Annotated in this window: 26 protein-coding genes; 23 read left to right on the top strand and 3 right to left on the bottom strand. The window is 42.6% G+C overall.

Translation table 11 applies throughout. The features are described from left to right. The first annotated feature begins 202 nt into the window (after window positions 1–202). From DQQ10_RS09405 to DQQ10_RS09395, 3 genes are read left to right on the top strand one after another with little or no spacing between them, the layout of a single operon-like run. Window positions 203–847 (top strand): ABC transporter ATP-binding protein, encoded by a 645-nt coding sequence (locus DQQ10_RS09405; protein ID WP_112746592.1) that lies wholly within the window; start codon window positions 203–205, stop codon window positions 845–847. Window positions 848–851: 4 nt separating this feature from the next. After that, on the top strand, window positions 852–2,123 hold the full coding sequence (locus DQQ10_RS09400; protein ID WP_245970349.1) for an ABC transporter permease: 1,272 nt from the start codon (window positions 852–854) through the stop codon (window positions 2,121–2,123). Window positions 2,124–2,139: 16 nt separating this feature from the next. Beyond that, a complete protein-coding gene (locus DQQ10_RS09395; protein WP_133259597.1) occupies window positions 2,140–2,583 on the top strand; it encodes a hypothetical protein in 444 nt (147 codons plus the stop codon). A gap of 38 nt (window positions 2,584–2,621) precedes the next feature. Here the strand turns inward: DQQ10_RS09395 and DQQ10_RS27915 are convergent, their stop codons facing one another. Further along, window positions 2,622–2,789, bottom strand: a complete 168-nt coding sequence (locus tag DQQ10_RS27915) for a hypothetical protein (RefSeq protein WP_165823845.1) — start codon at window positions 2,787–2,789, stop codon at window positions 2,622–2,624. Window positions 2,790–2,795: 6 nt separating this feature from the next. On the opposite strand from DQQ10_RS27915, the gene hrpB reads away from it, so the two are divergent. From hrpB to DQQ10_RS09375, 4 genes are all read left to right on the top strand, one after another. After that, window positions 2,796–5,207 carry an ATP-dependent helicase HrpB gene (gene hrpB / locus DQQ10_RS09390; RefSeq protein WP_245970346.1) on the top strand — a complete coding sequence of 804 codons (2,412 nt, stop codon included), beginning with the start codon at window positions 2,796–2,798 and terminating at the stop codon, window positions 5,205–5,207. A 221-nt stretch (window positions 5,208–5,428) separates the two neighbouring features. Next, window positions 5,429–6,217, top strand: a complete 789-nt coding sequence (locus tag DQQ10_RS09385; protein ID WP_112746589.1) for a PhzF family phenazine biosynthesis protein — start codon at window positions 5,429–5,431, stop codon at window positions 6,215–6,217. 255 nt (window positions 6,218–6,472) lie between these two features. Beyond that, window positions 6,473–7,507 (top strand): tyrosine-type recombinase/integrase, encoded by a 1,035-nt coding sequence (locus DQQ10_RS09380; protein ID WP_165823868.1) that lies wholly within the window; start codon window positions 6,473–6,475, stop codon window positions 7,505–7,507. A 157-nt stretch (window positions 7,508–7,664) separates the two neighbouring features. Beyond that, window positions 7,665–8,240, top strand: a complete 576-nt coding sequence (locus tag DQQ10_RS09375) for an adenylate kinase family protein (RefSeq protein ID WP_112746587.1) — start codon at window positions 7,665–7,667, stop codon at window positions 8,238–8,240. A gap of 298 nt (window positions 8,241–8,538) precedes the next feature. Here the strand turns inward: DQQ10_RS09375 and DQQ10_RS09370 are convergent, their stop codons facing one another. Beyond that, window positions 8,539–9,720, bottom strand: a complete 1,182-nt coding sequence (locus DQQ10_RS09370) for an IS91 family transposase (RefSeq protein ID WP_245970345.1) — start codon at window positions 9,718–9,720, stop codon at window positions 8,539–8,541. Next, a complete protein-coding gene (locus tag DQQ10_RS09365) occupies window positions 9,717–10,556 on the bottom strand; it encodes a tyrosine-type recombinase/integrase (RefSeq protein ID WP_245970353.1) in 840 nt (279 codons plus the stop codon). Before DQQ10_RS09365 ends, DQQ10_RS09370 begins: the two co-directional genes overlap by 4 nt. A gap of 559 nt (window positions 10,557–11,115) precedes the next feature. On the opposite strand from DQQ10_RS09365, the gene DQQ10_RS09360 reads away from it, so the two are divergent. From DQQ10_RS09360 to DQQ10_RS09285, 16 genes are all read left to right on the top strand, one after another. After that, window positions 11,116–11,625 carry an SMI1/KNR4 family protein gene (locus tag DQQ10_RS09360; RefSeq protein ID WP_112746585.1) on the top strand — a complete coding sequence of 170 codons (510 nt, stop codon included), beginning with the start codon at window positions 11,116–11,118 and terminating at the stop codon, window positions 11,623–11,625. A 169-nt stretch (window positions 11,626–11,794) separates the two neighbouring features. Further along, a complete protein-coding gene (locus DQQ10_RS09355; RefSeq protein WP_133259596.1) occupies window positions 11,795–12,274 on the top strand; it encodes a hypothetical protein in 480 nt (159 codons plus the stop codon). Window positions 12,275–12,452: 178 nt separating this feature from the next. Next, a complete protein-coding gene (locus tag DQQ10_RS09350) occupies window positions 12,453–12,803 on the top strand; it encodes a hypothetical protein (RefSeq protein WP_112746583.1) in 351 nt (116 codons plus the stop codon). Between the two features lie 343 nt (window positions 12,804–13,146). Further along, window positions 13,147–13,683 (top strand): hypothetical protein, encoded by a 537-nt coding sequence (locus DQQ10_RS09345; protein WP_112746582.1) that lies wholly within the window; start codon window positions 13,147–13,149, stop codon window positions 13,681–13,683. 219 nt (window positions 13,684–13,902) lie between these two features. After that, entirely contained in the window at window positions 13,903–14,235 is a 333-nt protein-coding gene (locus DQQ10_RS09340) for a hypothetical protein (protein ID WP_133259595.1), read from the top strand. Between the two features lie 115 nt (window positions 14,236–14,350). Continuing rightward, window positions 14,351–14,653, top strand: a complete 303-nt coding sequence (locus tag DQQ10_RS28390; protein ID WP_112746580.1) for a CPCC family cysteine-rich protein — start codon at window positions 14,351–14,353, stop codon at window positions 14,651–14,653. Window positions 14,654–14,778: 125 nt separating this feature from the next. Then, a complete protein-coding gene (locus DQQ10_RS09330; protein ID WP_133259594.1) occupies window positions 14,779–16,680 on the top strand; it encodes an alpha/beta fold hydrolase in 1,902 nt (633 codons plus the stop codon). 46 nt (window positions 16,681–16,726) lie between these two features. Continuing rightward, window positions 16,727–17,278: an RNA polymerase sigma factor gene (locus DQQ10_RS09325; RefSeq protein WP_262511765.1), complete on the top strand. Its 552-nt coding sequence runs from the start codon at window positions 16,727–16,729 to the stop codon at window positions 17,276–17,278. 171 nt (window positions 17,279–17,449) lie between these two features. Continuing rightward, window positions 17,450–18,277: a prolipoprotein diacylglyceryl transferase gene (lgt, locus tag DQQ10_RS09320; RefSeq protein WP_112746577.1), complete on the top strand. Its 828-nt coding sequence runs from the start codon at window positions 17,450–17,452 to the stop codon at window positions 18,275–18,277. 525 nt (window positions 18,278–18,802) lie between these two features. Beyond that, a complete protein-coding gene (locus DQQ10_RS09315) occupies window positions 18,803–19,378 on the top strand; it encodes a hypothetical protein (protein ID WP_112746576.1) in 576 nt (191 codons plus the stop codon). A gap of 176 nt (window positions 19,379–19,554) precedes the next feature. Then, entirely contained in the window at window positions 19,555–19,881 is a 327-nt protein-coding gene (locus DQQ10_RS09310) for an ArsR/SmtB family transcription factor (RefSeq protein WP_112746575.1), read from the top strand. A 185-nt stretch (window positions 19,882–20,066) separates the two neighbouring features. Continuing rightward, complete coding sequence (locus DQQ10_RS09305; RefSeq protein WP_112746574.1) at window positions 20,067–20,567, top strand: endonuclease V; 501 nt, start codon at window positions 20,067–20,069, stop codon at window positions 20,565–20,567. A gap of 92 nt (window positions 20,568–20,659) precedes the next feature. After that, window positions 20,660–21,268, top strand: a complete 609-nt coding sequence (locus tag DQQ10_RS09300; protein WP_112746573.1) for an NAD(P)H-dependent oxidoreductase — start codon at window positions 20,660–20,662, stop codon at window positions 21,266–21,268. A 182-nt stretch (window positions 21,269–21,450) separates the two neighbouring features. After that, complete coding sequence (locus tag DQQ10_RS09295) at window positions 21,451–21,999, top strand: hypothetical protein (protein ID WP_112746572.1); 549 nt, start codon at window positions 21,451–21,453, stop codon at window positions 21,997–21,999. Between the two features lie 39 nt (window positions 22,000–22,038). Continuing rightward, window positions 22,039–22,695: a hypothetical protein gene (locus tag DQQ10_RS09290; RefSeq protein ID WP_112746571.1), complete on the top strand. Its 657-nt coding sequence runs from the start codon at window positions 22,039–22,041 to the stop codon at window positions 22,693–22,695. Between the two features lie 7 nt (window positions 22,696–22,702). After that, the gene (locus DQQ10_RS09285) at window positions 22,703–23,074 is read left to right on the top strand and encodes an SMI1/KNR4 family protein (protein WP_112746570.1); all 372 of its coding nucleotides are present in this window, start codon (window positions 22,703–22,705) and stop codon (window positions 23,072–23,074) included. Window positions 23,075–23,097: the final 23 nt, after the last annotated feature.

The raw sequence follows: 23,097 nt of genomic DNA, 5'->3' as shown, positions 1-23,097 counted from the left end.
ACGAATTATTTTAGCTCTACGTACTTAGCCGAATGCGTGAGTCGGGCCATATTGTTGAATCGGTATGTGATTTACCGGATACTAGTAGTTCTGAGCTCTAAAGAGCTTTTCCCGCTCTTCCCTTCTTTCGAACGTCCGGACTCTATTCTGTTTTTTTATTTCGCTCACAACCTTAAATTGTCGCCCATCTAAACTGAGCTTCATGATTTCCATTCGAAATCTATCCTTCCAATATAACAGCAAGGCAACGATTGCGTTTCCTGATTTTACCATACCCCGTGGACAACATTGTCTACTTCTTGGTGAGTCGGGGAGTGGTAAAACGACATTACTCCACTTGTTGGGTGGACTTCTCCGTGGTTACGAAGGCTCCGTACAGGTTGATAATACAGAACTCTCTACGCTATCGGAGAAAGCCCTTGATAAATTTCGCGGACAGCATGTCGGATTTATTTTTCAGAAGAACCACCTGATCAATGCGTTCACCGTGGAGAAGAATATATTGCTCTCGCCGTTTTTGGCGGGTCTGAACCCTGATTTGGAAAGATTCAATACCATACTTTCAAGTTTGGGACTTGCCGAGAAGAAGCAATCACCAGTATCGGCGTTGAGTCACGGACAAGCGCAGCGGGTAGCCATTGCGCGGGCGGTGATTAATCATCCGTCAATCATCTTTGCTGATGAGCCAACGTCAGCGCTAGACGACAGCAATTGTAATCGCGTGATCGATCTGCTGCTGCAAGTAGCGAAAGCACAAGATACCACACTCGTTGTGGCGACGCATGATCAGCGCTTGAAAGACAAAATCAAAAATCAGATTGTTTTATCATCTCCATTAAAACGATAATTCCATGGCGATATCACTCTTTACACTTGCGTGGAACTATCTAAAGGCAAAGCCGCTCAATACCATCATCAACATTGTGTTGTTGTCGCTGGGAATTGCTGTCATCACCATTCTGCTGCTGTTCAATAAACAGCTTGAAGAAAAAATCGCCGACAACACGAAGGGTATCGACCTTGTGATTGGCGCAAAAGGATCGCCATTGCAATTGATACTCTGCAATATCTTTCATATTGATTTTCCTACGGGGAATATTTCGTTGAAAGAAGCTGAACGCTTCGCGAAGAACCGGTTGGTGAAGCAGGCAATACCGCTCGCGCTAGGGGATAGTTACAAGTCGTATCGTATCATCGGTACCAATAAAGAATATGCAGCTTTATACAATGCCGAATTAGCGTCGGGCGATTGGTGGGGAGCACCGTTGTCTGTAAACCTTGGAAGCAATGCTGCTGCGTTGTCGGGACTGAAGCTCGGCGATACATTTGCCAGCGCACACGGTTTGGCCGAAGGCGGACATTCACACAATGAACATCAATATAAAGTTGTCGGGATTTTTAAGCCCACGCATAGCGTGCTCGACAATCTTATTCTCACCAATGTAGAAAGTGTTTGGGAGATGCATGAAGAAGCTGATGAATCAGATTCTGTTCATCATCACGAGGAGCATGCCGAAGAACATCATGCGCCGCTAAAACCATCACCACTTGTAGCGTCGGTGGAGAAAGGCGACAGCACCAAACAGATTACTTCATTGTTATTGCTTTACCGTTCGCCGATGGCCGCCATACAAATGCCTAAAATGGTGAATATGCAAAGTAGTTTGCAGGCCGCATCACCCGCATTTGAAGCAGCGCGATTGTTTTCTATCATGGGCGTCGGCGTAGAAATTTTAATGGCATTTGCATACGTGCTGATTGCCATCAGTGCATTGAGTATTTTTATCGCCTTGTATAATTCATTGAAGGAACGTCGCTATGAAATGGCCGTGATGCGCTCGATGGGCGCCACACGCAGCAAGTTGTTAACGCTTGTATTGCTGGAAGGAAGTTTGCTTACACTATTGGGAAGTCTCGTGGGACTAGCCTTGGCACATGGTGTGCTGATCGTATTAACAAGTGTCTCACCTGAAATGCAGAAAGCAGGAATCAGTGGATTCGTTTTTTATTCGCAAGAGTGGATAATTTTGGTTGGAAGTTTGTTGTTGGGATTGTTATGCTCGGTTATCCCTGCCGTGCAAGCGTATAGAACAGATATTTCAAGGGTTTTGGCAGCACAATAAAATTTTAGCAGTGATCATGAAAAATATATTTTTTGTCGTAGGTCTTTTAATGATAGGTACCTCATCTTTTGCACAAGCAAAATGGGATGCGTGGAATGAATTCGCGAAAACAAAATTTGAACCCAAATACGATGAAAAACTTGAGGAGTATATTTTTTACCCGAGTTTCCCGGAAGGGTTGCTTGCGATGGTTGGGAAAGAAATAACCGTGCAAGGCTTTTATGTGCCCTTCGCACCAGAAGACGGCAATTACATTATTCTTTCAAAGTTCCCCATGAGCCAGTGCTTTTTCTGCGGTGGCGGAGGCCCCGAATCAATTGCTGAAGTTACGTTTGCCAAAGGTGCGCTTAAATTTCAAGTCGATGACCTCATCACTGTAAAAGGCAAATTGAAACTTAATAAAGATAATGTTGAACACGGTAATTTTATTCTTACAGAAGCAGTGCTAATATCGAAGTAGGGAGTAAGGAGTAAGGAGTAAGGAGTAAGAATTAAGAATTAAGAATTAAGAATTGACTTCTGACTCCTACCTTTTGACTCCTGACTTCTGTCTCCTGACTCCTGACTTCTGTCTCCTGACTTCTTACTACTTACTTCTACTTCTCCCCCTTGCGCTACCCTGTACTCGATATCGTCACTTCTCTCAAGGAGACTCTCACTAACCATCCCGTTGTGATTCTTCAAGCACCTCCCGGGGCAGGGAAATCTACGGTATTGCCTTTGCAGCTTATGGATGAACCTTGGCTTGGGGGAAAGAAGATAATTATGCTTGAGCCGCGCAGGCTTGCTGCGAAGTCGGTAGCAGAGCGTATGGCCGATCTTCTGGAAGAAGATGCTGGACAACGGATAGGCTACAGTGTACGCTTTGATTCGAAGGTGAGTAGCAAAACGAAAATTGAAGTTGTCACCGAGGGAATTCTCACGCGGATGATTCAATCTGACAACACGTTGGAAGATGTGGGGATGTTGATCTTCGACGAATTTCATGAGCGCAGTTTGCACGCTGATCTGGCGCTTGCATTGAGCTTGCAGATGCAACAAGTGCTGCGCGACGATTTGAGAATCTTGATTATGTCGGCCACACTGGACAGCGAAAATCTTTCTTCGATCTTAGGCGGCGCACCCATCATCACTTCATCTGGACGACAATATCCAGTTACCATACACTATACACCCGACGAAGACGGACCAGTCGTGCCCCGTGCTGTTCACGCGATACGAAAAGCGGTGCGCGATGAGCAGGGCGATCTCCTCGTGTTCCTTCCTGGCGCAGGCGAGATCAAACGTGTCGAAGATATTCTGCGCGAGGAATATTTTGCTGACGTAAGTATTCATCCGCTGTTCGGTGATCTTCCGTTCAAACAACAACAGCAGGCGATTCTCCCACGACAAGATGGTGGTCGAAAAATTGTACTCTCAACGTCCATAGCAGAGACGTCACTTACAATAGAGGGTGTTAGAGTCGTGATTGACGCAGGACTCGCACGTGTTCCAAGATTTGACCCACGGAGCGGTTTAACAAGATTAGAAACCATTCGCGTTACACGTGATGCCGCAGATCAACGTGCCGGACGTTCAGGTCGTCTTGGTCCTGGTGTCTGTTATCGCTTGTGGTCGGCGTCGACACAAACGGCACTTGCTGCACAGCGTAAACCGGAAATACTTGAAGCAGACCTTGCGCCACTCATGCTCGAACTTTATGCATGGGGTGTGAAAGAACCTAAAGAACTCACGTGGATTACATTGCCAACGGCAGGCGCTGTGGCTCAAGCAAAAGAATTGCTATTGCAACTTGACGCGATCACCATACAAGGCATAACACCACGCGGGAAACAGATGCTTTCCCTTCCTACACATCCACGCATTGCACATTTGCTGCTAGAAGCCAACGCTTCGGAGAAATCGTTAGCAGCCGATATTGCAGCATTGATTGAAGAGAAAGATCCATTGGCGAAAGAATCTGGCGCTGATCTCGCGTTGCGACTAGAAGCACTGCGTAAATGGCGCGGCGGACAAAAGTTTTATGCTGACAAAATCATTCTTGAGCGGATTGAAAAAATTGCGCAGCACTGGCGACGACTGCTAAAGACAGAGGTGTCGAATAACATGGTCGCCGACACGGATATCGGAAAACTTCTTGTGGCGGCGTATCCTGAACGTATTGCTCGCCAGCAAGAGAAACATAGTGAACGATTTAAGCTTGCCAATGGGAGAGTGGTGAAACTTCCACCGCATGATCCATTGATGCGGGAGCCTTGGCTTTGTGTAGCGCAATTGGACGCTGGAAGCGGTGAAGGAAAAATATTCTTAGCAGCTGCGGTATCTGAAAAAGATCTCAATGCCTTGGCGCATGAAACAAACTTGGTGCAGTGGGATGATGAACGTGGATTGTTAACCAGCGCTGTGGTAAAACGTGTCGGCAATTTGTTGTTGTCGCAGAAATCGCCCGGTAATATTACTGAAGACGAACGTGTTCAGGTTTTGTGTGAGGCCATTCAAAAACATGGTTTGAAATTACTTGGATGGAATGAGTCGCATGAGGAACTTCAAGCACGCATGTTATCCATTAAAGTCTGGCGCCCTGATGAAGCATGGCCCGATGTTACAGACGATAATCTCCTCGCGACACTCGAAAGTTGGCTGGCACCTTTTCTCACTACCGTCTCCAGGCGATCAGAATTGGAGAAACTCGATCTTGCTACCATCCTCAAAAGCATGATCCCGTGGGACCTCCAAAATAAATTTGATGCACTTGTTCCTTCGCGCATTGAAGTTCCCAGTGGGTCCATGATTCGTCTCCAATATTTTGCCGATGGACGTTCACCCATTATTGAAGTTCGTTTACAAGAAATGTTCGGTCTCACCGAAACACCTTCCATCAACGAAGGACGAAATAAAGTATTGATTCATTTGTTGTCACCGGGATATAAGCCCGTGCAAGTAACACAAGACCTAAAGAGCTTCTGGCAAACAACGTATCACGAAGTGCGTAAAGAATTGCGTATGCGTTATCCGCGCCACCATTGGCCCGAAGATCCGTGGACGGCAGAAGCTGTGCGCGGCGCGAAGCGGAGGAGTTCATAGCGCGAATTCAGGTGTTTAAGTGTTCAAGTGTTCAGGTGTTCGAGTTTTCAAGAAATGCTGGTGTTCTCGTTAATAGTTTCTGCACCGTTTTACCTTTATTTAAGAAACATCCTTCGCCCATTACTTAGTGAAACATTGCGGTATTGTATGGTTTGACATGTTGATGTTGTCTTGCCTGTCACGAAAGGATTGTAACTTGATTCCGTCATTTCACCAAGTGCATGAAATTAAATCTCTACCAAATTGATGCTTTCACCGATCGAATCTTCGGCGGTAATCCGGCATGTGTAGTTCCACTCGAGTCGTGGTTGTCGGATGAGGTTTTGCTGAACATCGCGAAAGAGAATGCTGTAGCGGAAACAGCTTTCTTCGTGAAGAAGGAAGATAAGATACATTTGCGGTGGTTTACGCCAGATATTGAAATGGACTTGTGTGGTCATGCGACACTTGCTACGGCACATTGTTTGAAAACCATTCTCAGCTATACGCGTGATCAAATTATTTTCGAAACACTCAGCGGCGATCTCATCGTTACTGTTCAAGATGATCTTTACACGATGGATTTTCCCTCACGAATGCCAACAAGCGCAGCGTTACCAGCGATAATTCAGCAGTCGTTAAATATTCAGCCGAAAGAAGTTTTGAAATCGCGAGACTACGTTTTGGTTTATGATTCAGAATCTGATGTAAAGAACATCAGGATTAATCGACAGGTTTTTGATCAAATCAATCTCGATCCGGGTGGGGTAGTGGTTACGGCTAAAGGAGATCATTGTGATTTCGTGTCGCGATATTTTACGCCGCAAGCATCAATACTGGAAGACCCAGTGACCGGATCTGCGCATTGTTCCTTGATCCCTTTTTGGTCGGCGAGGCTTCATAAGAAAACACTTCATGCGTTTCAGGTTTCAGAACGCATCGGAGAACTATTCTGTGAAGATAAAAAAGATCGCGTGGCCATCAGCGGAAAGGCACGGACCTATTCTAATGGCGCGTGTTGGATTGCTTGATGCAAATGCAGTTTAAAGGATCATGTTACGAAAGATTCTAATGTAATCGGCAAGAAGGTGCCGCGCTTTACTGTTAATGTCTTAACCGATTTATTGTCAGGTTTTCCTGTAATGGCGATACGGGCATTCTTGTAAGATCGTTGTTATCTTACAGTCATTCATATCACTGATTCAATGCGTGAAATTTCGTTGGACAAAATAGTGCATCGAGATCAAACGGTGCTGTTGATCAAATTCGAAAAGGATTTCGTTTTGATGGAAAAAGTGAAACAGTTACGGGATGTTAAGTTCAGTATCACACATCGTTGCTGGTATATTCTATTTGATGCGGGCACCATTAAAAAAGTAGTTGATTTATTTTCGGGTGTGGCGCGAGTAACGGTTGCAAATACGGTAACAACGTCACTTGTCAAAGATGATGGTGGTGCGACAACGACAACGATGGGCGACAAGCTCTTGACGCTTGTTGGTGAGAAGTTAAGTTTAAAGGGATACAGTGATCATACGCAGCGCGCTTACCAAGATCAATTGAAAGGCTTTATGCAGTATTATAAAACCGAACATCCTGCGATGTTGGGGGAGCAAGAGATAAGGCGTTATCTTCTTTATTTGATTCAGGAAAAATCGGTGAGTCGTTCTACACAAAATCAGGCCATCAACGCGATTAAATTTTTATATGAGAAAGTGTTGGGCGAGGCACGGCGCGTTTATCATTTGGAGCGTCCGCATAAGGAGCTGAAATTGCCCTCGGTGATGAACCACCATGAGCTTCAGTCTCTTTTTTCTTCATGCGCAAATCTTAAACATCGTTTGATGCTTTCCATTATCTACTCGGCAGGGTTACGACGTAGTGAGCTGTTGAATTTGCGTGTAGGCGATGTAGATCTGCATAGGTGTGTAGTTCATATACGCGGTGGAAAAGGGAGAAAAGACAGGCAGAGTATTCTTGCGAAATCCATTATTGGAGATGTAACGGAATATATTAGTACATACAAGCCGGAGCACTGGCTGTTTGAAGGCGTAGGGAAGCAACGCTATTCGGAGACAAGTTTGCAGAAAATATTTAAGCGCGCCGTAGCGCGTGCTGGTATTCGTAAGGCTGTAACGTTGCATTGCTTGCGCCATTCTTTTGCGACCCATCTTTTAGAATCTGGTGCGTCGACGCGTTACATTCAGGTTCTATTGGGGCATAATTCGGTGAAGACGACGGAGATTTACACGCATGTTGCGACCACCGATTTGACTCAGTTGGTGAGTCCATTGGATAGGTTATATTTGAAAGGAAAGTGAAGCATGTACCATAAAAAAATATCAAGCGATTTTAGTGAAAAAGGTGATTTTTATGCGATTTTCGAGGCTGCAACGGCCAAACTGATATAAAGGAAATATCAGGTAATTGCATATATTCGGACGTTGTAGGCAAGCGTTAAAAAGAAAATATAGATTGATGAAAATATTAGTGATCACAGGACCGCCTTATTCGGGCAAAGGGACACAATGCGAACTTCTGAAGCATCAACTGGGATTCAACCACATTTCAACAGGAGACAGAATTCGCTTGGAGAAAGAACAGAAAACTTCAATTGGAAAAATAATGAGTGAATATGAGGAAAAAGGCAATCTTGTTCCTGACTCAATAATGAAGGACTTGTTGGGCGAAATAATTGATGAGAATTTAGATGCTGTCGGAATAATTCTCGATGGATATCCGAGAACTGAAGTGCAGGTTGATACTTTGTTGGACTTAGTAAAGGAAAAGGGGAAAGAGATTCAAAAGGTAATAAACATTGAAGTACCAAAGGAGGAATTATTGATCAGAGCAAAGAAGAGGGCGGAGACTTCGGATAGAAAAGATGACAAGGATTCGCAAATTCATTTTAAGCGAATAGAAATATTTGAGCAATCAACAAGACCCGCAATTGAATATATGAAGAAAAGAATGAGCGTTGTTACGATTGACGGTCTTGGACAGATTGCAGACATAACCGCCAGAATCAAAAGTGAGGTGAACGCCAGCCTGTAACATTAAGCCGGGTAGATATAAGCCCCGCAAAAAAATGCCCGATGACTACAAACTCATCGGGCTTTTATTTACCCGGTGTTGACCGATCACCGCTGCAGTGTGTTTTCTCTTAGGTGTTTTTGTATGGCTTTCGGCATTTTATAAAGTGGTTTTAGTCCTTTATTTTTTTTGCCATCACCAGGAGTTTGCCATCGGTTAGTCGATTAAAGGCACACCATCCCTTACCCGTATCGACTACGTTGCGGCACAAGAATCAAAAACATTTAAACGCTACCTTCATCCAACTTCACAACATCAGTTAGGGCGCGTTGATCTTAGTGGCATAGTTTTGCTGTTGCAGAATTTTCCAATCGTATCGCGGCCGCAGCGTTTCGATCAATACCATTGTACCGCGCAGGCACTTCGGACATCGTGCAATGTCTTTTCCATAGCGCTCAAGTATTCGTAGGCGCACAGGTAATACGACCTTGGGAGGTGCTGGAGAAATGTTCATGCTTTTGCGCAGTGCATTGAGTCTGGAATTCTTGTTGAAGTGCTTGAGGAAGCCGTAGCTGCGGATCTTCACAAAACCTTTTGGCAGAATGTGTTGTTCGAAACGTCTTACGAATTCATGTTGTGATAGCGTCATCACCTTTTGTTTGTCACCATCACTGTAGTCTTTGTACCGGAAAGTAATGGAGTCTTTGTCTATACTGATCACGCGGTGATGGGTGATGGCAACTTTGTGCGTATATCGGCCCAGATATTGTATTACTTGGGCTGGTCCGCCGAAAGGCTTCTTCGCATATACGTTCCACTTTTTGTAACCGATCGTTGTGATTAGATTATGGAAGAGGTGGTAGTCGATGTTTATTTTTTTATTATTAAACATCCGCCTTAACTTTTGCAAGAAGTATCCTTTGAAGATCTTTTGCATGGCACCGACCGGGAAAACAAATTTATTATTCTTCCTTTTTTCTTCTATCCACTTGTTCTCTTTTACACCGCCGGCACTGACGATGCAATGCACGTGCGGATGAAAAGAAAGGTCCTGTCCCCAGGTGTGAAGAATGGAAGTGCATCCGATCTCAGCGCCCAGATATTTAGGATCTTTACCCAGGATGAGTAAAGTATGTGCTGATGCATCGAAGAGTAGTTTGAATAATTCTTTACGATGCACCATGATCAGCTTGTTCATTTCATGCGGTAAGGTGAACACAACATGGTAATAAGCGGTAGGAAGAAGTTCCGCCATTTTAAAATCAATCCATTGTTCTTTTTTCCACGATCCACAAGCAGGACAATGTCTGTTACCGCAGCTATGATACTGCCAGTGCAAGTGATTACAATGTTGATCATCACACTTGAGGCGATGGTATCCCAAGGCGATGGTATGACATTCTTTCAATTTACGGAACACAGCTTGCGAGTAAGTATTGAAGGAAGTGATAGCGGGATGATCGAACACAGTTTGCTGAAGCGTTGCCGGAGTTACATTCACGGTTGTAGACTATTCATGATGGTATCGAGCGGAGAGATTAGCGAAGCTCTCTTGCTCTGTTGCAGGTGTAGATAGATCATGGTAGTCTCCAGATTGGTGTGTCCGAGCAGTTCTTTGATGGAGTGAATGTCGACACCCTGGTCGAGTAAGTGAGTGGCAAAGCTATGACGCAAGGTATGTGCGGAGTATCCTTTGTTACTGAATCCAGCCACCTTCATACACTGGGTTACCATGTGACCGATGGCACGCTCGTGCATGGGCCTATCGGGAATATAGCCTTCGAAGAGATATTCTTTTGTTCTATGATTGCGATAATAAGTCCGCAGATCATCGAGTATAAATCTTGGAAGTATGGTGAATCGGTCTTTGTTACCTTTTCCTTGCACTACTTTAATCTGCATGGCATTGCTATCGATGGAGGATACTTTGAGCAGTCGTAGTTCATTGAGGCGCAGTCCAGCGCCGTAGAGTAATCCAATCATGCACCGATGCTTGACGTTTTTAACCGCCGCGAACAGTTGCAACGTTTGTTGTTGTGATAGTATCGGTGGTAATTTATGTTCCTTTCGCGGGAAGAGTTTAGAAGGGAGAACGTATGGTTTACGGAGCACATGCTTGTAGAAGAAGCTAAAGCTTTGTGCTGCCATGCGACACTTGTCACGTCCCAGGTTGAGCGAAGACTTCAGGTAATTGATGTAGAGAATGATCTCATCGCTGCCGATGGCGAGAGGATCCAAATCGTTAAAATACGAGAAGAGGAATCGTACTTCGGAGGTGTAGTTACGGACAGTTCTGTTGGAGTATCCGCCTGCTGTAAGTGTTGCAGAAAGTTTGATGAGCAGTTGTTGCGCATCCGAATTGAGCGCTTCTGTCTTTAAATTGTTTTTTTGATCATAATCTTTAATTTTAGCTGAAAGATAGGAAGAACAGATTCCCTCACCGAAGGTGTCGGTTCAACAATGTGTTCCATGAATAATCCCTTTTGCTAACGTTGAGACGAATTTAGTGTTTCTATTCTCAGGATGCATATTAAAATTCATTTTTCTACAAATGCTGTATTCGAAAAAATGAACGCGCTGTCAAGGGTGGACGCGTAATTCGCCTGTGCGATATGGAGCGTCCATTCACCATGCCCTTGAAAGGGCGTTCATCTTTTTGTAACTTTCATTTGAAGAAAAATCAAAAACTGCCATGCTTCCATTAGTGATTCACGAAACGTCGTGATCACAGTTTCCCGTAAGGTAGTTTAAGAACCCAGGCCACAAACTATAAGAAGAGATCAAGTCTCACACAGTGTTAAGTGGTCCTGGGTTTGTTTTTTGTTTCCTGGGTTACGTTGTAGACATATTGATATCTTCTTCAATTTCAGTTTATGCATATCCTAGTTGATACGGCGTGTGTTTTTTTAAGACGGCATATATTCTCCCGACATCGGTTCAACTCGCAGGAGACGGATTTGGTAACTTTTGGATTTTAGACGTCAACCAAAATGGACAATGGGGTAACGTGTTTTATGTGTGTCACGATCCGGCTGTAATTGTTAAACATTCCGACAGCTTAACTGAATTCATAAAGCACGTTGACGAATTTGGAAAAAAAGGAAAGCAATCTAATCTGGACGTAATCCATGAAGTAACAGTAATGGATATATGGACAAAGAACAATGGATTCATTGATAAATCGGCAGCCTTAGCAAGCACAGACGAGAAGCTCAAGTCTTTTGCGGAGACTCTGCCCGACAACTTTGTAATTGCAGACCTAAGGGGCAAACCAATTAAATCAGGATTTGCTTGGGGTAAGTTTGGTCCTAACATAGAGAAAGCAAAGCGACATGATACTGAGTTGATTTGGGCTGTTGAGAAGATTGAAAAGAAAGGACTTCTTTCGAGACTCTTTGGAAAATAGAGATGGTTAAGAACGCTAACAAAGCATAAAAACATGCCGGCACAGTTGATTTAAATTTTATAATTTTGGAGTGCAGGCACGTTTAATACACGGACTTTATGCACCATGCGATTTGACAGAGATGAACCCTTTGAAAATGTCGGATTTGGTCAATTTCAATAACCGAACTATGGAACAGATTTTAAGTGTCGACAACAAATTGATTCATTTCAAATTGAATGAAGGAGCAAACTGTTGGCAAACCAGAACAAGTATTAACAACGTTGATCTGGAGATAGAAATTGACTTTCAGTTCCATAAGGAAAAGGAAGTGAATTGGGACCGATTCAGAGGATTTTATGCATTTGTAAATAAAGAAGAGAGGCTTAAGAAACTGATAGATGATTCTCAGAACCTAGTTAATGAATTAGGAAAAGCATTTTATAGAGAATCTGCAAACGAAGTGTTAGACTACAAAATGGAATTTGCGAATTCAATTTTTTACAATGGCAAGACAGACGGGGCCTTTATTAAAGACGGATATTCATACTCATTGATTTTTAATTATTTCGCCAAGCGGGACAATGGGACGTATGGAGATGAGTACGGACTATATTTGGTTGACATTGAAAACCATTTTATTGTGGGAACAAGGAGATATCAATGTTGAGGAAGTTCGGCAAATCGCACGGCGTACAACAATGTGTTCCATGAATAATCCCTTTTTTCTAACGTTGAAACGAATTTACTGCACTTTGGATGATTAATTTTATATTTCGGCCACGCCTTATAGCTAGACGTTGTAGGTAACCAGTTCTGGACAATTTGAGCTTCGAACAAAAAAGACAATGGAACAGTGTCCGATATGTTTTAGTGAATTGGAAGTACGTGAATGTGCTCCATGTGACGACTGTGGTTGGAATGTGCCGACAGAGATAGAACATTTGAACGAAGGACAACATACGTACACAACTTATGAAATCTACCAAGGACTCAGATTGACGTTGTGTAACTTCTGTGCCGTGGACTTTGGATCTTACAAATCAGAATACTTTGGATTTAAGAACGACAAAAGAATAGATTTCGGTGACTTCAACTTTGTAGGACAAATAGATCATCCAGAAATTGTGAAAGATAAATATTGCCCGCAGTGTTCAGCACGACTTAAGTTCTTAAAGTTTGTAGCTGAATTAAGATAACTGAACGAAATGCAGGATTTAAAAACCGAATCTTAAAAGTTTGGTGTAAGGGCAGGCAACCTACAACAAAATGTTCCATGAATAATCCCTTTTGCTAACGTTGAGACATCACGACCGGTACCTAAAGATTACACCAAACAACCATGATTTATCATTCCCAGGTTGCGTGTCGATGCAAGCGCATCGAATGACGTTCGAGGAGGTAAGGGGATCTCGTTGACGACAATCGTAGGTCGGACGATGAAAATTTTACATTTCGTTTAGATTCTTTAACAAGCGATTAACTAAAGCTCCACATAAAGGTTTGTAGCTTCGTTGGAATCGATAATTAACCGAAAGAAATATGAAGAAAGTTATTTATGCGCTTGTCTTATCGCTGGTTGTGGTAAGCGGGCTCGTGTTTGCCAATCGTGAAATCAAAAATGAAACGCCAAAAAAATCTGCGCCGCTCTCTGCTGCTGAAAAGAAAGCTGCTTTAGAAAAATGGGAGGCGAGTCCTGACGGTATAAAGTTCAAAAAATGGAAAGCATCTCCAGAAGGCCAAAAGGTACTTGCCAGTGCGGCTAAAATAAGGAATCATACAAGGGATTCGACCAACATGGAGGCGGTTGTAACGTCACTCTTTCTTCCCGAAGGCTCACGACTAGGTTTCGGCGTGATGATCAATATTGATGGTGACGATTATATCCTCAGTTTTGGCCCGAAAGAATCTGATGAATTTCAGCAATTGCTTAGCCTGCACGTGAATGACAAAATAATTTTACGGAGCCATGCTGTATCGTATGCGCCAAAGTATGCGTATCCGATTGTGTCAGGTGACTATGTAGAACGAGATCGTGAAATCATTTATAAAAGCCCGCCTCGCAAAGGTGGATGCTAATACATCGGCAGTGTCGGAAGCATTCACCCTGCCATCAATTCCAAAGTATAAATGAAATTGACATAACGATTAAGAGCGATTTGTCAAACAGAAACCGCATAGTCTCTGCAGAATGATATTACTTGTCATTGCATGGGTTATGCGTAATTTACAGTTTGTAACTGGTGATGATTTGTATACTGATTTCTTCACGCTTGTCGATAGATGAAAGATAAAAATATGGCTGAGATCACAATAGCGGATATTCCCTTTAAAGTACTACTCTCATGCTTCGGTACTGAAAAAGTGGAGATTATGGAGCTTGGTGATACGGGGTATGGACGGGAAGGATTTGTAGATGAATCGTGGTTCAAGCGTTACAAGACAACGGATGAACTTTGTCAACAACCATATGATTTTGGTGGACTTGTGATATTTGACGGGCAAATAGGGCGCTATACAATCACGTATGTGGACGGTTATTATCAAGTTTCGTCAAGCCAAAAGGACATTGAGAAGATTCAACACGAATTGAGAAGCCGCGGTATAACCTGGCAAGAAAGACGTCGATAAGTTTTCTTTATCTTTATGAGCACCTGTCACAATTTGTTGGCGCATGATATGAATGACATGGGCGCGTTAAAATCGATTGTGTGTAGAATGGATGTAAAATTTAGCGTTAGAATTCGTGGTTGAAAACCAGTCTGAAAGATCTGTTTGTCCGTGTTGCGGCTATAAGACCCTGTCTGAAAAACCAGGGACGTTGGAAATTTGTGAAATCTGTTACTGGGAAGATGACCCGTTTCAGAGTGCTGATCCAGACACCGAAGGATGGGCTAACGGCGTGTCTCTTCGGGCAGCGCAAAGAAATTTTCAGAAGTTCGGTGCATGTAGAAGAGATTTGATCGAATACGTCAGCCCTCCAAGGGCTTCTGAATTAAGAGCGACTGATGGAAATTCCTCGACTAATTTCTCGCGCCGACCTGAATGAAAACCAACCATTTTTGAGATCGCTTTATCTTGTTAACACGGCAATAAACGCGCACTCGGTAAAACTAAAGTCACTACGCAATCATCTCAGTATTATAGTTCATCGTAGTGTAACATCTATCTTTTGTGTTGGATAAAATTTTACTCATTGTTGGGGTAGCTCTGCTGTCTTCGTTTGGCGCAATCGCCCAGGAGCACGAGTTCAAAGTTGGCTTTAAAGTAATTAGCGCTCATGATTCCAGTCGCCAGTATAAGCCAAGTACAACATCATCTCATAAGCTGCACTATCGACCGATTGAAATTGACCTTTGGTATCCTGCTGACGTTTTACCAACCGATAGCATAGTTTCTTTTTCGAATTTGATATCGTTGCTTGAAGAAAGGTGTAAATACTTTGACGATACCAAAATATATCAGGGACTCACTGAGGAGATGCTACAATATATCTGCGGGAGTTTGAACTGTTCAGATCATGATATTTTGAAAAGCGTAAATACCACAAGCTACCTAAATGCCCCGCGCGTAGATATACCATTTCCATTGATTGTCTACTTTGCCGGATTTAATGGCATGAGCTACGAAAATTATTTGCTACTAGAATTATTGGCAAAGAAAGGGTTCATTGTCGCCTCGGTGAGTTCCATCGGCAGATATCCTGGAAACATGACGATGCAACAGGAAGATATCATGGAACAAGTTAAAGACGCTGAATACGTAATTGAATATCTAACCAACGCGCATATTGCGTCGGACCAAATTGGTTTGGTCGGCTACAGCTGGGGTGGACTGGCAGCGACAATCTTGGCGATGAAAGATTCTAGTAAATTTAAAGCGATTGTTTCATTGGATGGGTCAGAACAATTCTCCTATGCAGATGCAGCGGAAAGTAGTGCGCTCAATGAATTTAGAACCGCCGATTATTTTACGCCACAATCTATTCAAGCTCCGTTTCTTTATTTGGATAGTGATATATCAACCTTGGAAACATTGCCGGACTCTATCTATAATTTGGTGGACGATATACGTGGTGATAAAACATATGTTAAAATTGACAACGCCACGCATGAAGATTTTTCGAGTCTGAGCGTTGTGTTGTCTGAAGATCGAAGCAAGACGCCGTATGCTGTTATCCAAACGCTGGCAACAAATTTCTTCCTTGATAAACTGAAAGGTGAAAACGTGTTTTTCGAAAATATTCCAAAGGATGGCGTCGCACATCAATTTTCTCCACCACAGGTGACTACTTCGAGAGCGGAAACGAAAATGACTCTTCGATTCATTGGAACGATACGCGATAACAAATCGAATGCACCACTGGCATATGCGAATATTGGTATTTTGAATAGAGAAATTGGGACGACATCCAATAGCAGTGGTGAATTTGAAATACCCTTCTTGGAATCAAATGTGAATGATACGATTAAAGTGTCGATGATAGGATACGAACCAACGTTGATTCTGCTAGACGACATTTTTAAAAAGCTGAAGACACGTATAGATATTCAACTTCAACAGCGCGATGTTGAACTGAACGAGGTCGTTGTTACTGAAAAAAAGCTGACGACCAAAATATTGGGAAACACGACCGACTCGAAATTCTTTGGTGGAAAGTTTGCCTCAGGCGATTTAGGAAGTGAGATCGCCATCAGAATTAAGGTTAAAAAGAGTCCAACCTATCTCGACGCCTTTAGCTTTAATATTTCTTACAACACCGAAGACTCGGCGATGTTTAGAGTGAATGTATATGAAGTCGTGAATGGCCTTCCAGGGAGGAATATGCTTCGTGAGAATATTTTTATAAAAGTGAAAGGGGAAACAGGGAAGATGAATGTTGACTTGCTGAAATATAATATCGTGGTTACGGGAGATTTTTTTATCGGGTTAGAATGGGTGGAGGGAGATCGCAATGCAGGTATTGTGTTTTCATCGGGTTTTATCAACAAGGGCACCTATTATCGCAAAGCGAGTCAAGGCCGTTGGAAGAAATTTCCAATGGGTGTCGGATTTAATGTTACTGCAAAATATTAACGGTGAAAGGGGATTGGCTTGATTTATAAAATATTTCCCTGGACTTGTGACAATTCATGGATTTTGGTTACTAATAGTTTTAAATAAGCAGCGTAGCCAATTGGAACTGCATAAAAGCAATTTTATTCGGATAGTAGAATCTAACCAGGGTATCATGAAGAGCCTTTGCCGTGCGTATTATGCGAGCGTTGAGGATCAGAAGGATGTTTTCCAGGATATCGTGTTGCAGTTATGGCGATCATTTGATGCCTTTCGCGGCGAGTCGGAGATCGGCACCTGGATATACCGGGTGAGCCTCAATACAATTCTCAACAAAGTTAGAAACGATAAGCGGAAGATTGTCTCGGAAGCATTGAGCAGTGCTGAATCACATCTCAGTAATGCGATGGCAGATGATGATACGGAGATTCTGCACGTAGTACTACAGTCGTTAAAAGATGTAGATAAAGCTGTTGTTATTCTTTATCTGGAAGGTTACAAGAATAAGGAGATCGCTACAATTTTGAATATCACGGCGACGAACGTGAGTACAAGATTTAATCGCATCAAGGCCGAACTCAAATCAAGATTTAAAATTCACGATCATGAAATTACATGACCTTAAGCCCGCATGGCGGAAATTTCAAGTGATAAATTCGATGGCCCACATTGATCGAAACGAATTGCTCGCGATGCTTGGCGAATCCGAATCTGTTGTGGTGAGCAAGACAAATAGAGTTCTACTGTACACGTTAGTGTTTGTGTGCTTAACGTGTTGTAGTCACGGCGGATGATTTCCTACATCACTTGGAATATCACCCCGGAAGTCGTCGATGGATTTCCGTTGCTCAGGTGGTATGGTGTGAGTTGGATCGCAGGCATGTTCTTAGCCTACAAAATCCTAACAAGGATTTACAAGTCGGAAGGAACACCGCTGGTTGAGCTTGACAGTCTAACAACGTATGTCGTGCTGTGTGTAATTGTTGGCGCGCGGCTGGGCCATATATTGTTTTATGACCCGATATACTATTGGAACAATCCCATTGAGATCCTTCCATTTAAACTTGAGCCAGAATTTGAGTTCACAGGTTTCTTAGGACTTGCAAGTCATGGCGGAATTGCTGGAGCACTCGTTGCGCTTGGCATTTACGGAAGGAAATTCAAGAAGAACTATTGGTGGCTTTTGGATCGCATCGTGATCGCTGGACCGGCGCTTGGTATTATCCGTTTGGGTAACTTAATGAATTCCGAAATAGTAGGGATACCTACAAATTTGCCTTGGGCTTTCATATTTACAAGAATTGATACAGTGCCGCGACATCCGGTGCAGTTGTATGAGGCAATATGTTATCTCGGTATTAGCGGTGTGTTATATATGCTATGGCGATCCAAGAAATTTTACGAACACAATGGATTCATTGCAGGGCTTGGTATCACGCTATTGTTCATAGAGCGTTTCTTAATAGAATTTTTGAAAGAAGATCAAGTGTCGTTTGAGCAAAATCTCTTGCTGAACATGGGGCAGCTGCTCAGTATTCCATTGATCCTTGGCGGGATCGTGCTGATGGTTACTTGCGTCCGAGGGATTTTTCGTTTTGAAAATAACTCGCGTTTCTAATCACTAATCGATCGTTTTTGATGTGCTTAAAAAAAAGGATGTTGAAAAAACAATTTTAATAGAGCGTGCGAGCGGTGGCCCAACTTAAACGCGGGGGAGTTCCGGCATGTGCGATGGGAAGCATGTTTAAGTCTCCCCTTTTTCTTTTGTTACTTTTCTATTTGGGGAAGCAAAAAGAAAAGTAAGAAGAGGATGATGCACGAACTAATCAGAGCGACTCAGTAGAACATTCAAAAAGTTGATAGGAGTAAAGTGCGATCCGGCTTGGGGTCTTTTTGAAAAAGCTTTCTACGGACACCAGTAGCTGATGGTTTGGAGCTTGAGAATTAAACGCACAGCGTTTAGGCTGGAGTAGGCTTATCCACTGTGTTTCAATTTCGGTGAATCCTTTTACAGAATACTTTCGACAGGAGAGAGGTTTCGTACTTGAATGATTGGAATTTGTGCCCCTTGTTAGATTTATCAGACAATTAATAGAAGAAGTAATTACCTTGCACAGGTACATCTATAGTGTACATAATTGACATGAGCACGCTTTATTACTTACAGTTTTATCGTGAAGACGATATGCTTTTTGATATTTCAAAACGGTTAAAAAAATCGTTAATAGAAGAGCATAGTTTGACGCGTGTGTTGGCGCTTGTGAAAGACGAATCAAAACTTGAGAACGAGACCGTTCAGGTTATCAATGCTGGCGTTCGAGGTCCGCATAGTAATGGTTATTACTGCGCGTTTAATTTTGAAGACGAGCTCGCATTTTGGAAAAGCTTGCTGGATAGATTTCCGGACAATGCTATCTTGAATATTATTTACGCGCAGTACTTGTGGCAAGTGGATAAAAATTATGACCGTGCAAAGGCATTCTATCAAAGAGCGTTCAATATTGATTTCAGGTCGATTGGATTTATTGAACCCGGTTGGTTAGATGAGTTGACGGAGGATATTTTTGAGTTTCGGATCGTTCACTTACGATCACAAAAGGAGCAATACGATGCAGAGAATTTTGCTGACGTGGTGGCGTTTTTGAAACGAAAGTATAGTGATGATCCAGACAAGATAGCAGCAATTGACCGCGTCAATATTTCGATGACAGAATTCTAGGGATTCGAAGTATACGTGCGTGCCGATGACGTGTAGTTCAAAATTTTGCGGTTCATATCCTGTGCGAGAGTTGTCTTCCCCGCGATTGCATTATGTTGATAGAATATTTTACTGAAAACATTAGAGGAAGACGGTTATTGCCTTTATATTGGCAACCATACAGTTGCGTAAGTATTATGGATACAAGACGGGATGTTTTTCAAGCTATTGCGGATCCGACGAGGCGGGCCATCATTGCGCTTATCGCGCTGCAAGCCATGACACCGAATTCACTTGCCGAACATTTTCACACCAGTAGGCAAGCCGTGTCAAAGCATATAAAAATATTGACCGAATGCGAACTTTTGAAGATGGACCATCAAGGCAGAGAAATTTATTATTCTTTGGAAATTGAAAAGATGAAGGAGATTGACAAATGGTTGAGTCAATTCAGGTCGATGTGGGAAACCAAATTCAATCAACTCGATGAGGTATTATTAGCAATGAAAAAAAAGAAGAAGTGACATGCTTCTGCTTTAAGAAACGAAATGTGGGAATGCATTTCTGACGACAAATATAACGACTCCAATTTAAAGACATGGAGATGTATATAAAGGCTGAAAATAAATACCCGCATGACTTTGACTTCAAGTAATGTTCATTACACCGTAAGGTTGTGTTCTACCTTCATTTCGATATAGCACACTAGATGATACTTGCTTTCGATACGTACTACTTCGGTAACAAAGCCAAAACAATTTGCCTTGCATTCGAGCAATGGACGCAGGTAGATAATTTTCAGGTCTATGCTGAAGTTCTTGAAGGCATTGCGGAATACACGCCAGGTGAATTCTACAAACGCGAATTGCCATGCATTCTAAGTTTATTGAAACAGATAGATTGCAGGAATGTTCAAGCTATTCTTGTTGACGGATATGTTTTTCTAGACGACGAAGGAAAACTCGGACTCGGTGGACATCTTTATCAAGCGCTGACTGTTAAAGTGCCGGTTATTGGCGTTGCTAAAACTAATTTTGCCACAATCGTGGACAATAAAACGTTTGTATTCAGAGGCGAAAGTAAAAATCCACTCTACATCACATCGATTGGTATCGATAAAGAAAAGGCGGCTGACCTTGTCAAAAGTATGGGTGGTGAATATAGAATTCCTACTTTGTTGAAGCATTTGGATATGCTTACTAAAACTTGATCATGTAGATGTTAACGCTATAAATTTCGTTGACCTGATTCTTGAATGATCTCGTAAGAATCGATATTTTTTGAGATATTTTTCAGGCACCGATGAACATCTTAATCATTTACAGTCACCCGAGCAAAGAGTCTTACACCTTTAATGTCCTGCAGCAGTTGCAACAAACCCTTGCAGCGGAGCAGTGGCACATTGAAGTCTCGGACTTATATGCAAATGATTTTCAGACTGACATGACTGAGCAGGAGTATGAGCGTGAAGGCTTTGGGAAGATTCAGCTGGCGTTGCCCGAGGATGTGATTAAGGAGCATGCAAAGATTCAACGTGCCGACTGTATCATTTTTGTATATCCGGTGTGGTGGAGTGATTGTCCAGCCAAATTAAAGGGTTGGTTCGATCGCGTGTACGCCGTTGGATATGCTTATGGCCATCAAGATAGGCCTGAGAAAATGAAAACAGTTCGGTATGGTATCGTGATTTGTACAGCGGGTCATCCCAATCACTTTTTGCTAGAGACTGGTATCGCTCAGAGTATGGAAAACGTAATGCTCGACGATCGCCTTGGGAAAAGGTTTGATCATAAAGAGATGATCATACTGGGTGGAACATTAAACATTGAGCAGGTGAGGGAAATTCACCGGAATGAAATACGTGCGTTGAATGCGAAGATAAAAATGCGCTGTAACAGTGTAGCGAATTGATAGTTCGATTTATCGAACCTCGCATTCGCCCATTTGTCAGGTAATCGGTTTAATTTGTCTAGTGGTCGACTAAAAGGCGCTGCTATTGCATCTCCTGATTTAACATTTCGTTACATTTGTCAAGCAACCCCAATATCCGGAGCATGATTCTATAATCTGGCGACGGAGGTAATTTTAAATCCATGGCGAGAGACCACATTTTTACTTTTTTATTGGCCCCGTTGTTTGGCGCGCTACTGGAATACAATCTTCCTCGGAGATATAATCTTTACATTCTAATTGCCGCGAGTATTTGCCTTACACCATTGTTGTTTAAATATCAATTCAGCATAGCGGGATTTCAGATAATTTTTTTGTTTTTGGCAATAAGTAGTGCTTATGCCTATCTGTCGGCTGACCTCAAGCCAGGGCGAAGGATAGTCAGTGCGTTGGTAACGATGGCGTGTCTGTTTTTTGTCCTTTACTTTGTTGCTTGGGCCTTCGCATTCCATGGCACTGAGAGCGTTGTAAAAGAATGGATTGTTGATGACTACAGAGTTCAATACAAAAGTGATCAGGGTTTCGCAGGGCAAGCACGTATGTTTTACGAATTGGATGTGTATGGAATGATTCCATGTTTTTTGAAAAAAGTTGATACGCAAGACGTAGATAACGATTCCGTACAAACGTGTCGTATAAAATTTAGTCGACGTGGCGTTGTATTCAACAAATGCTTAGGCACATTTGAATAGAAAATAAAATAGTACACCATTAGTAGAAGCGTAAAAGTTATGGGATTGTTTAACTCCAATAAAGCAGCGAACGCGAATAATCCATATCGCGACAGTGCAGCCAACTTAGTTTATAATTTATTATTCTGCGACAATCTCGAGCTACTGAAGCAAAACATTTCAACGCCGGTATCATACCCGTTCGATGTTCTTTTTAACGATTCGAGTACGGTCGCGGATCTTCAGAAGATAATTGACGATGAGACGTTAGAATCTCGACTAAAGATCTTTGCTTATAACCAGCAGATGTTAAAAGGTCATAAGCCTACGCAAAAAGAATTGCTGGCCGTGGTTATTGAGGTGGCGTTAGACGAGGGACTTGATGTATTGGGCTCCTTCAAAGATGGCACTGCGCGTTACATCAACTACAGTGGAAAGATGGTGGTGTGGGAGGCTACCGATGCTACATCAAATGCGCTGACATCGGCACTGTTTTCAAATAGTTTTGAAATCGTGAAACGAATCGGTGTATGGGATGAACCACGTCGACCGTTTCCGATGAAGGGTTTATTACGGATTACATTTTTGGTTTCGGATGGAATTTATTTCGGTGAAGGGCCTATCGATGCGCTTTTTAATGATCAGCTTGCAAATCCGGCGTTGATGGCGGGCACTGAACTAATGCGATACATTACAGATAAGGCAATGAATAAATGATAACGCGATGAATCAGAAGAAAGTGAAAGCGCGACTAGACGTTCTCGACCAGGTTGAAAGAATGCGAACGATTGAACTACCTGAGTTGTATAAAAACTTTTACAAGAGATGCACCACGCAAATTCCATCGAAGTGGGTCGGTGCGGATGTTCTTGCCATAGACGACTTCGCTGATTGGGCTGATGAGTTATTAAGTGAAAACAATTTGAAAAATTTCCTCGATGAAAAGGATTTTGTGTTTCTTTTTCATCAAGGCTATATCTTTTGGTATTTCAAGGCAGATGGCACTGCGGATCCAATGGTTTTCTCGTTTAGTGAAGTTGACAAGGTCTCGAAGGCGGTGAACCCGTTGTCGGAGTTTATTCGTGAAGAGCATTGATGAAGTTTGTATATTCTAGAAAG

Source organism: Pseudochryseolinea flava, assembly GCF_003286915.1.
Classification (GTDB): Bacteria; Bacteroidota; Bacteroidia; order Cytophagales; family Cyclobacteriaceae; genus Ohtaekwangia; species Ohtaekwangia flava.
Note: the sequence above shows the minus strand (reverse complement) of the source record. Positions and strands in the feature narration are given on the sequence as shown.

Coding starts and splice junctions, on each gene's coding strand:
- DQQ10_RS09405 (WP_112746592.1), top strand. CDS start 203: ATGATTTCCATTCGAAATCTATCCTTCCAATATAACAGCAAGGCAACG.
- DQQ10_RS09400 (WP_245970349.1), top strand. CDS start 852: ATGGCGATATCACTCTTTACACTTGCGTGGAACTATCTAAAGGCAAAG.
- DQQ10_RS09395 (WP_133259597.1), top strand. CDS start 2,140: ATGAAAAATATATTTTTTGTCGTAGGTCTTTTAATGATAGGTACCTCA.
- DQQ10_RS27915 (WP_165823845.1), bottom strand. CDS start 2,789: ATGGTTAGTGAGAGTCTCCTTGAGAGAAGTGACGATATCGAGTACAGG.
- DQQ10_RS09385 (WP_112746589.1), top strand. CDS start 5,429: ATGAAATTAAATCTCTACCAAATTGATGCTTTCACCGATCGAATCTTC.
- DQQ10_RS09380 (WP_165823868.1), top strand. CDS start 6,473: ATGGAAAAAGTGAAACAGTTACGGGATGTTAAGTTCAGTATCACACAT.
- DQQ10_RS09375 (WP_112746587.1), top strand. CDS start 7,665: ATGAAAATATTAGTGATCACAGGACCGCCTTATTCGGGCAAAGGGACA.
- DQQ10_RS09355 (WP_133259596.1), top strand. CDS start 11,795: ATGGAACAGATTTTAAGTGTCGACAACAAATTGATTCATTTCAAATTG.
- DQQ10_RS09350 (WP_112746583.1), top strand. CDS start 12,453: ATGGAACAGTGTCCGATATGTTTTAGTGAATTGGAAGTACGTGAATGT.
- DQQ10_RS09345 (WP_112746582.1), top strand. CDS start 13,147: ATGAAGAAAGTTATTTATGCGCTTGTCTTATCGCTGGTTGTGGTAAGC.
- DQQ10_RS09340 (WP_133259595.1), top strand. CDS start 13,903: ATGGCTGAGATCACAATAGCGGATATTCCCTTTAAAGTACTACTCTCA.
- lgt (WP_112746577.1), top strand. CDS start 17,450: ATGATTTCCTACATCACTTGGAATATCACCCCGGAAGTCGTCGATGGA.
- DQQ10_RS09315 (WP_112746576.1), top strand. CDS start 18,803: ATGAGCACGCTTTATTACTTACAGTTTTATCGTGAAGACGATATGCTT.
- DQQ10_RS09310 (WP_112746575.1), top strand. CDS start 19,555: ATGGATACAAGACGGGATGTTTTTCAAGCTATTGCGGATCCGACGAGG.
- DQQ10_RS09305 (WP_112746574.1), top strand. CDS start 20,067: ATGATACTTGCTTTCGATACGTACTACTTCGGTAACAAAGCCAAAACA.
- DQQ10_RS09300 (WP_112746573.1), top strand. CDS start 20,660: ATGAACATCTTAATCATTTACAGTCACCCGAGCAAAGAGTCTTACACC.
- DQQ10_RS09295 (WP_112746572.1), top strand. CDS start 21,451: ATGGCGAGAGACCACATTTTTACTTTTTTATTGGCCCCGTTGTTTGGC.
- DQQ10_RS09290 (WP_112746571.1), top strand. CDS start 22,039: ATGGGATTGTTTAACTCCAATAAAGCAGCGAACGCGAATAATCCATAT.
- DQQ10_RS09285 (WP_112746570.1), top strand. CDS start 22,703: ATGAATCAGAAGAAAGTGAAAGCGCGACTAGACGTTCTCGACCAGGTT.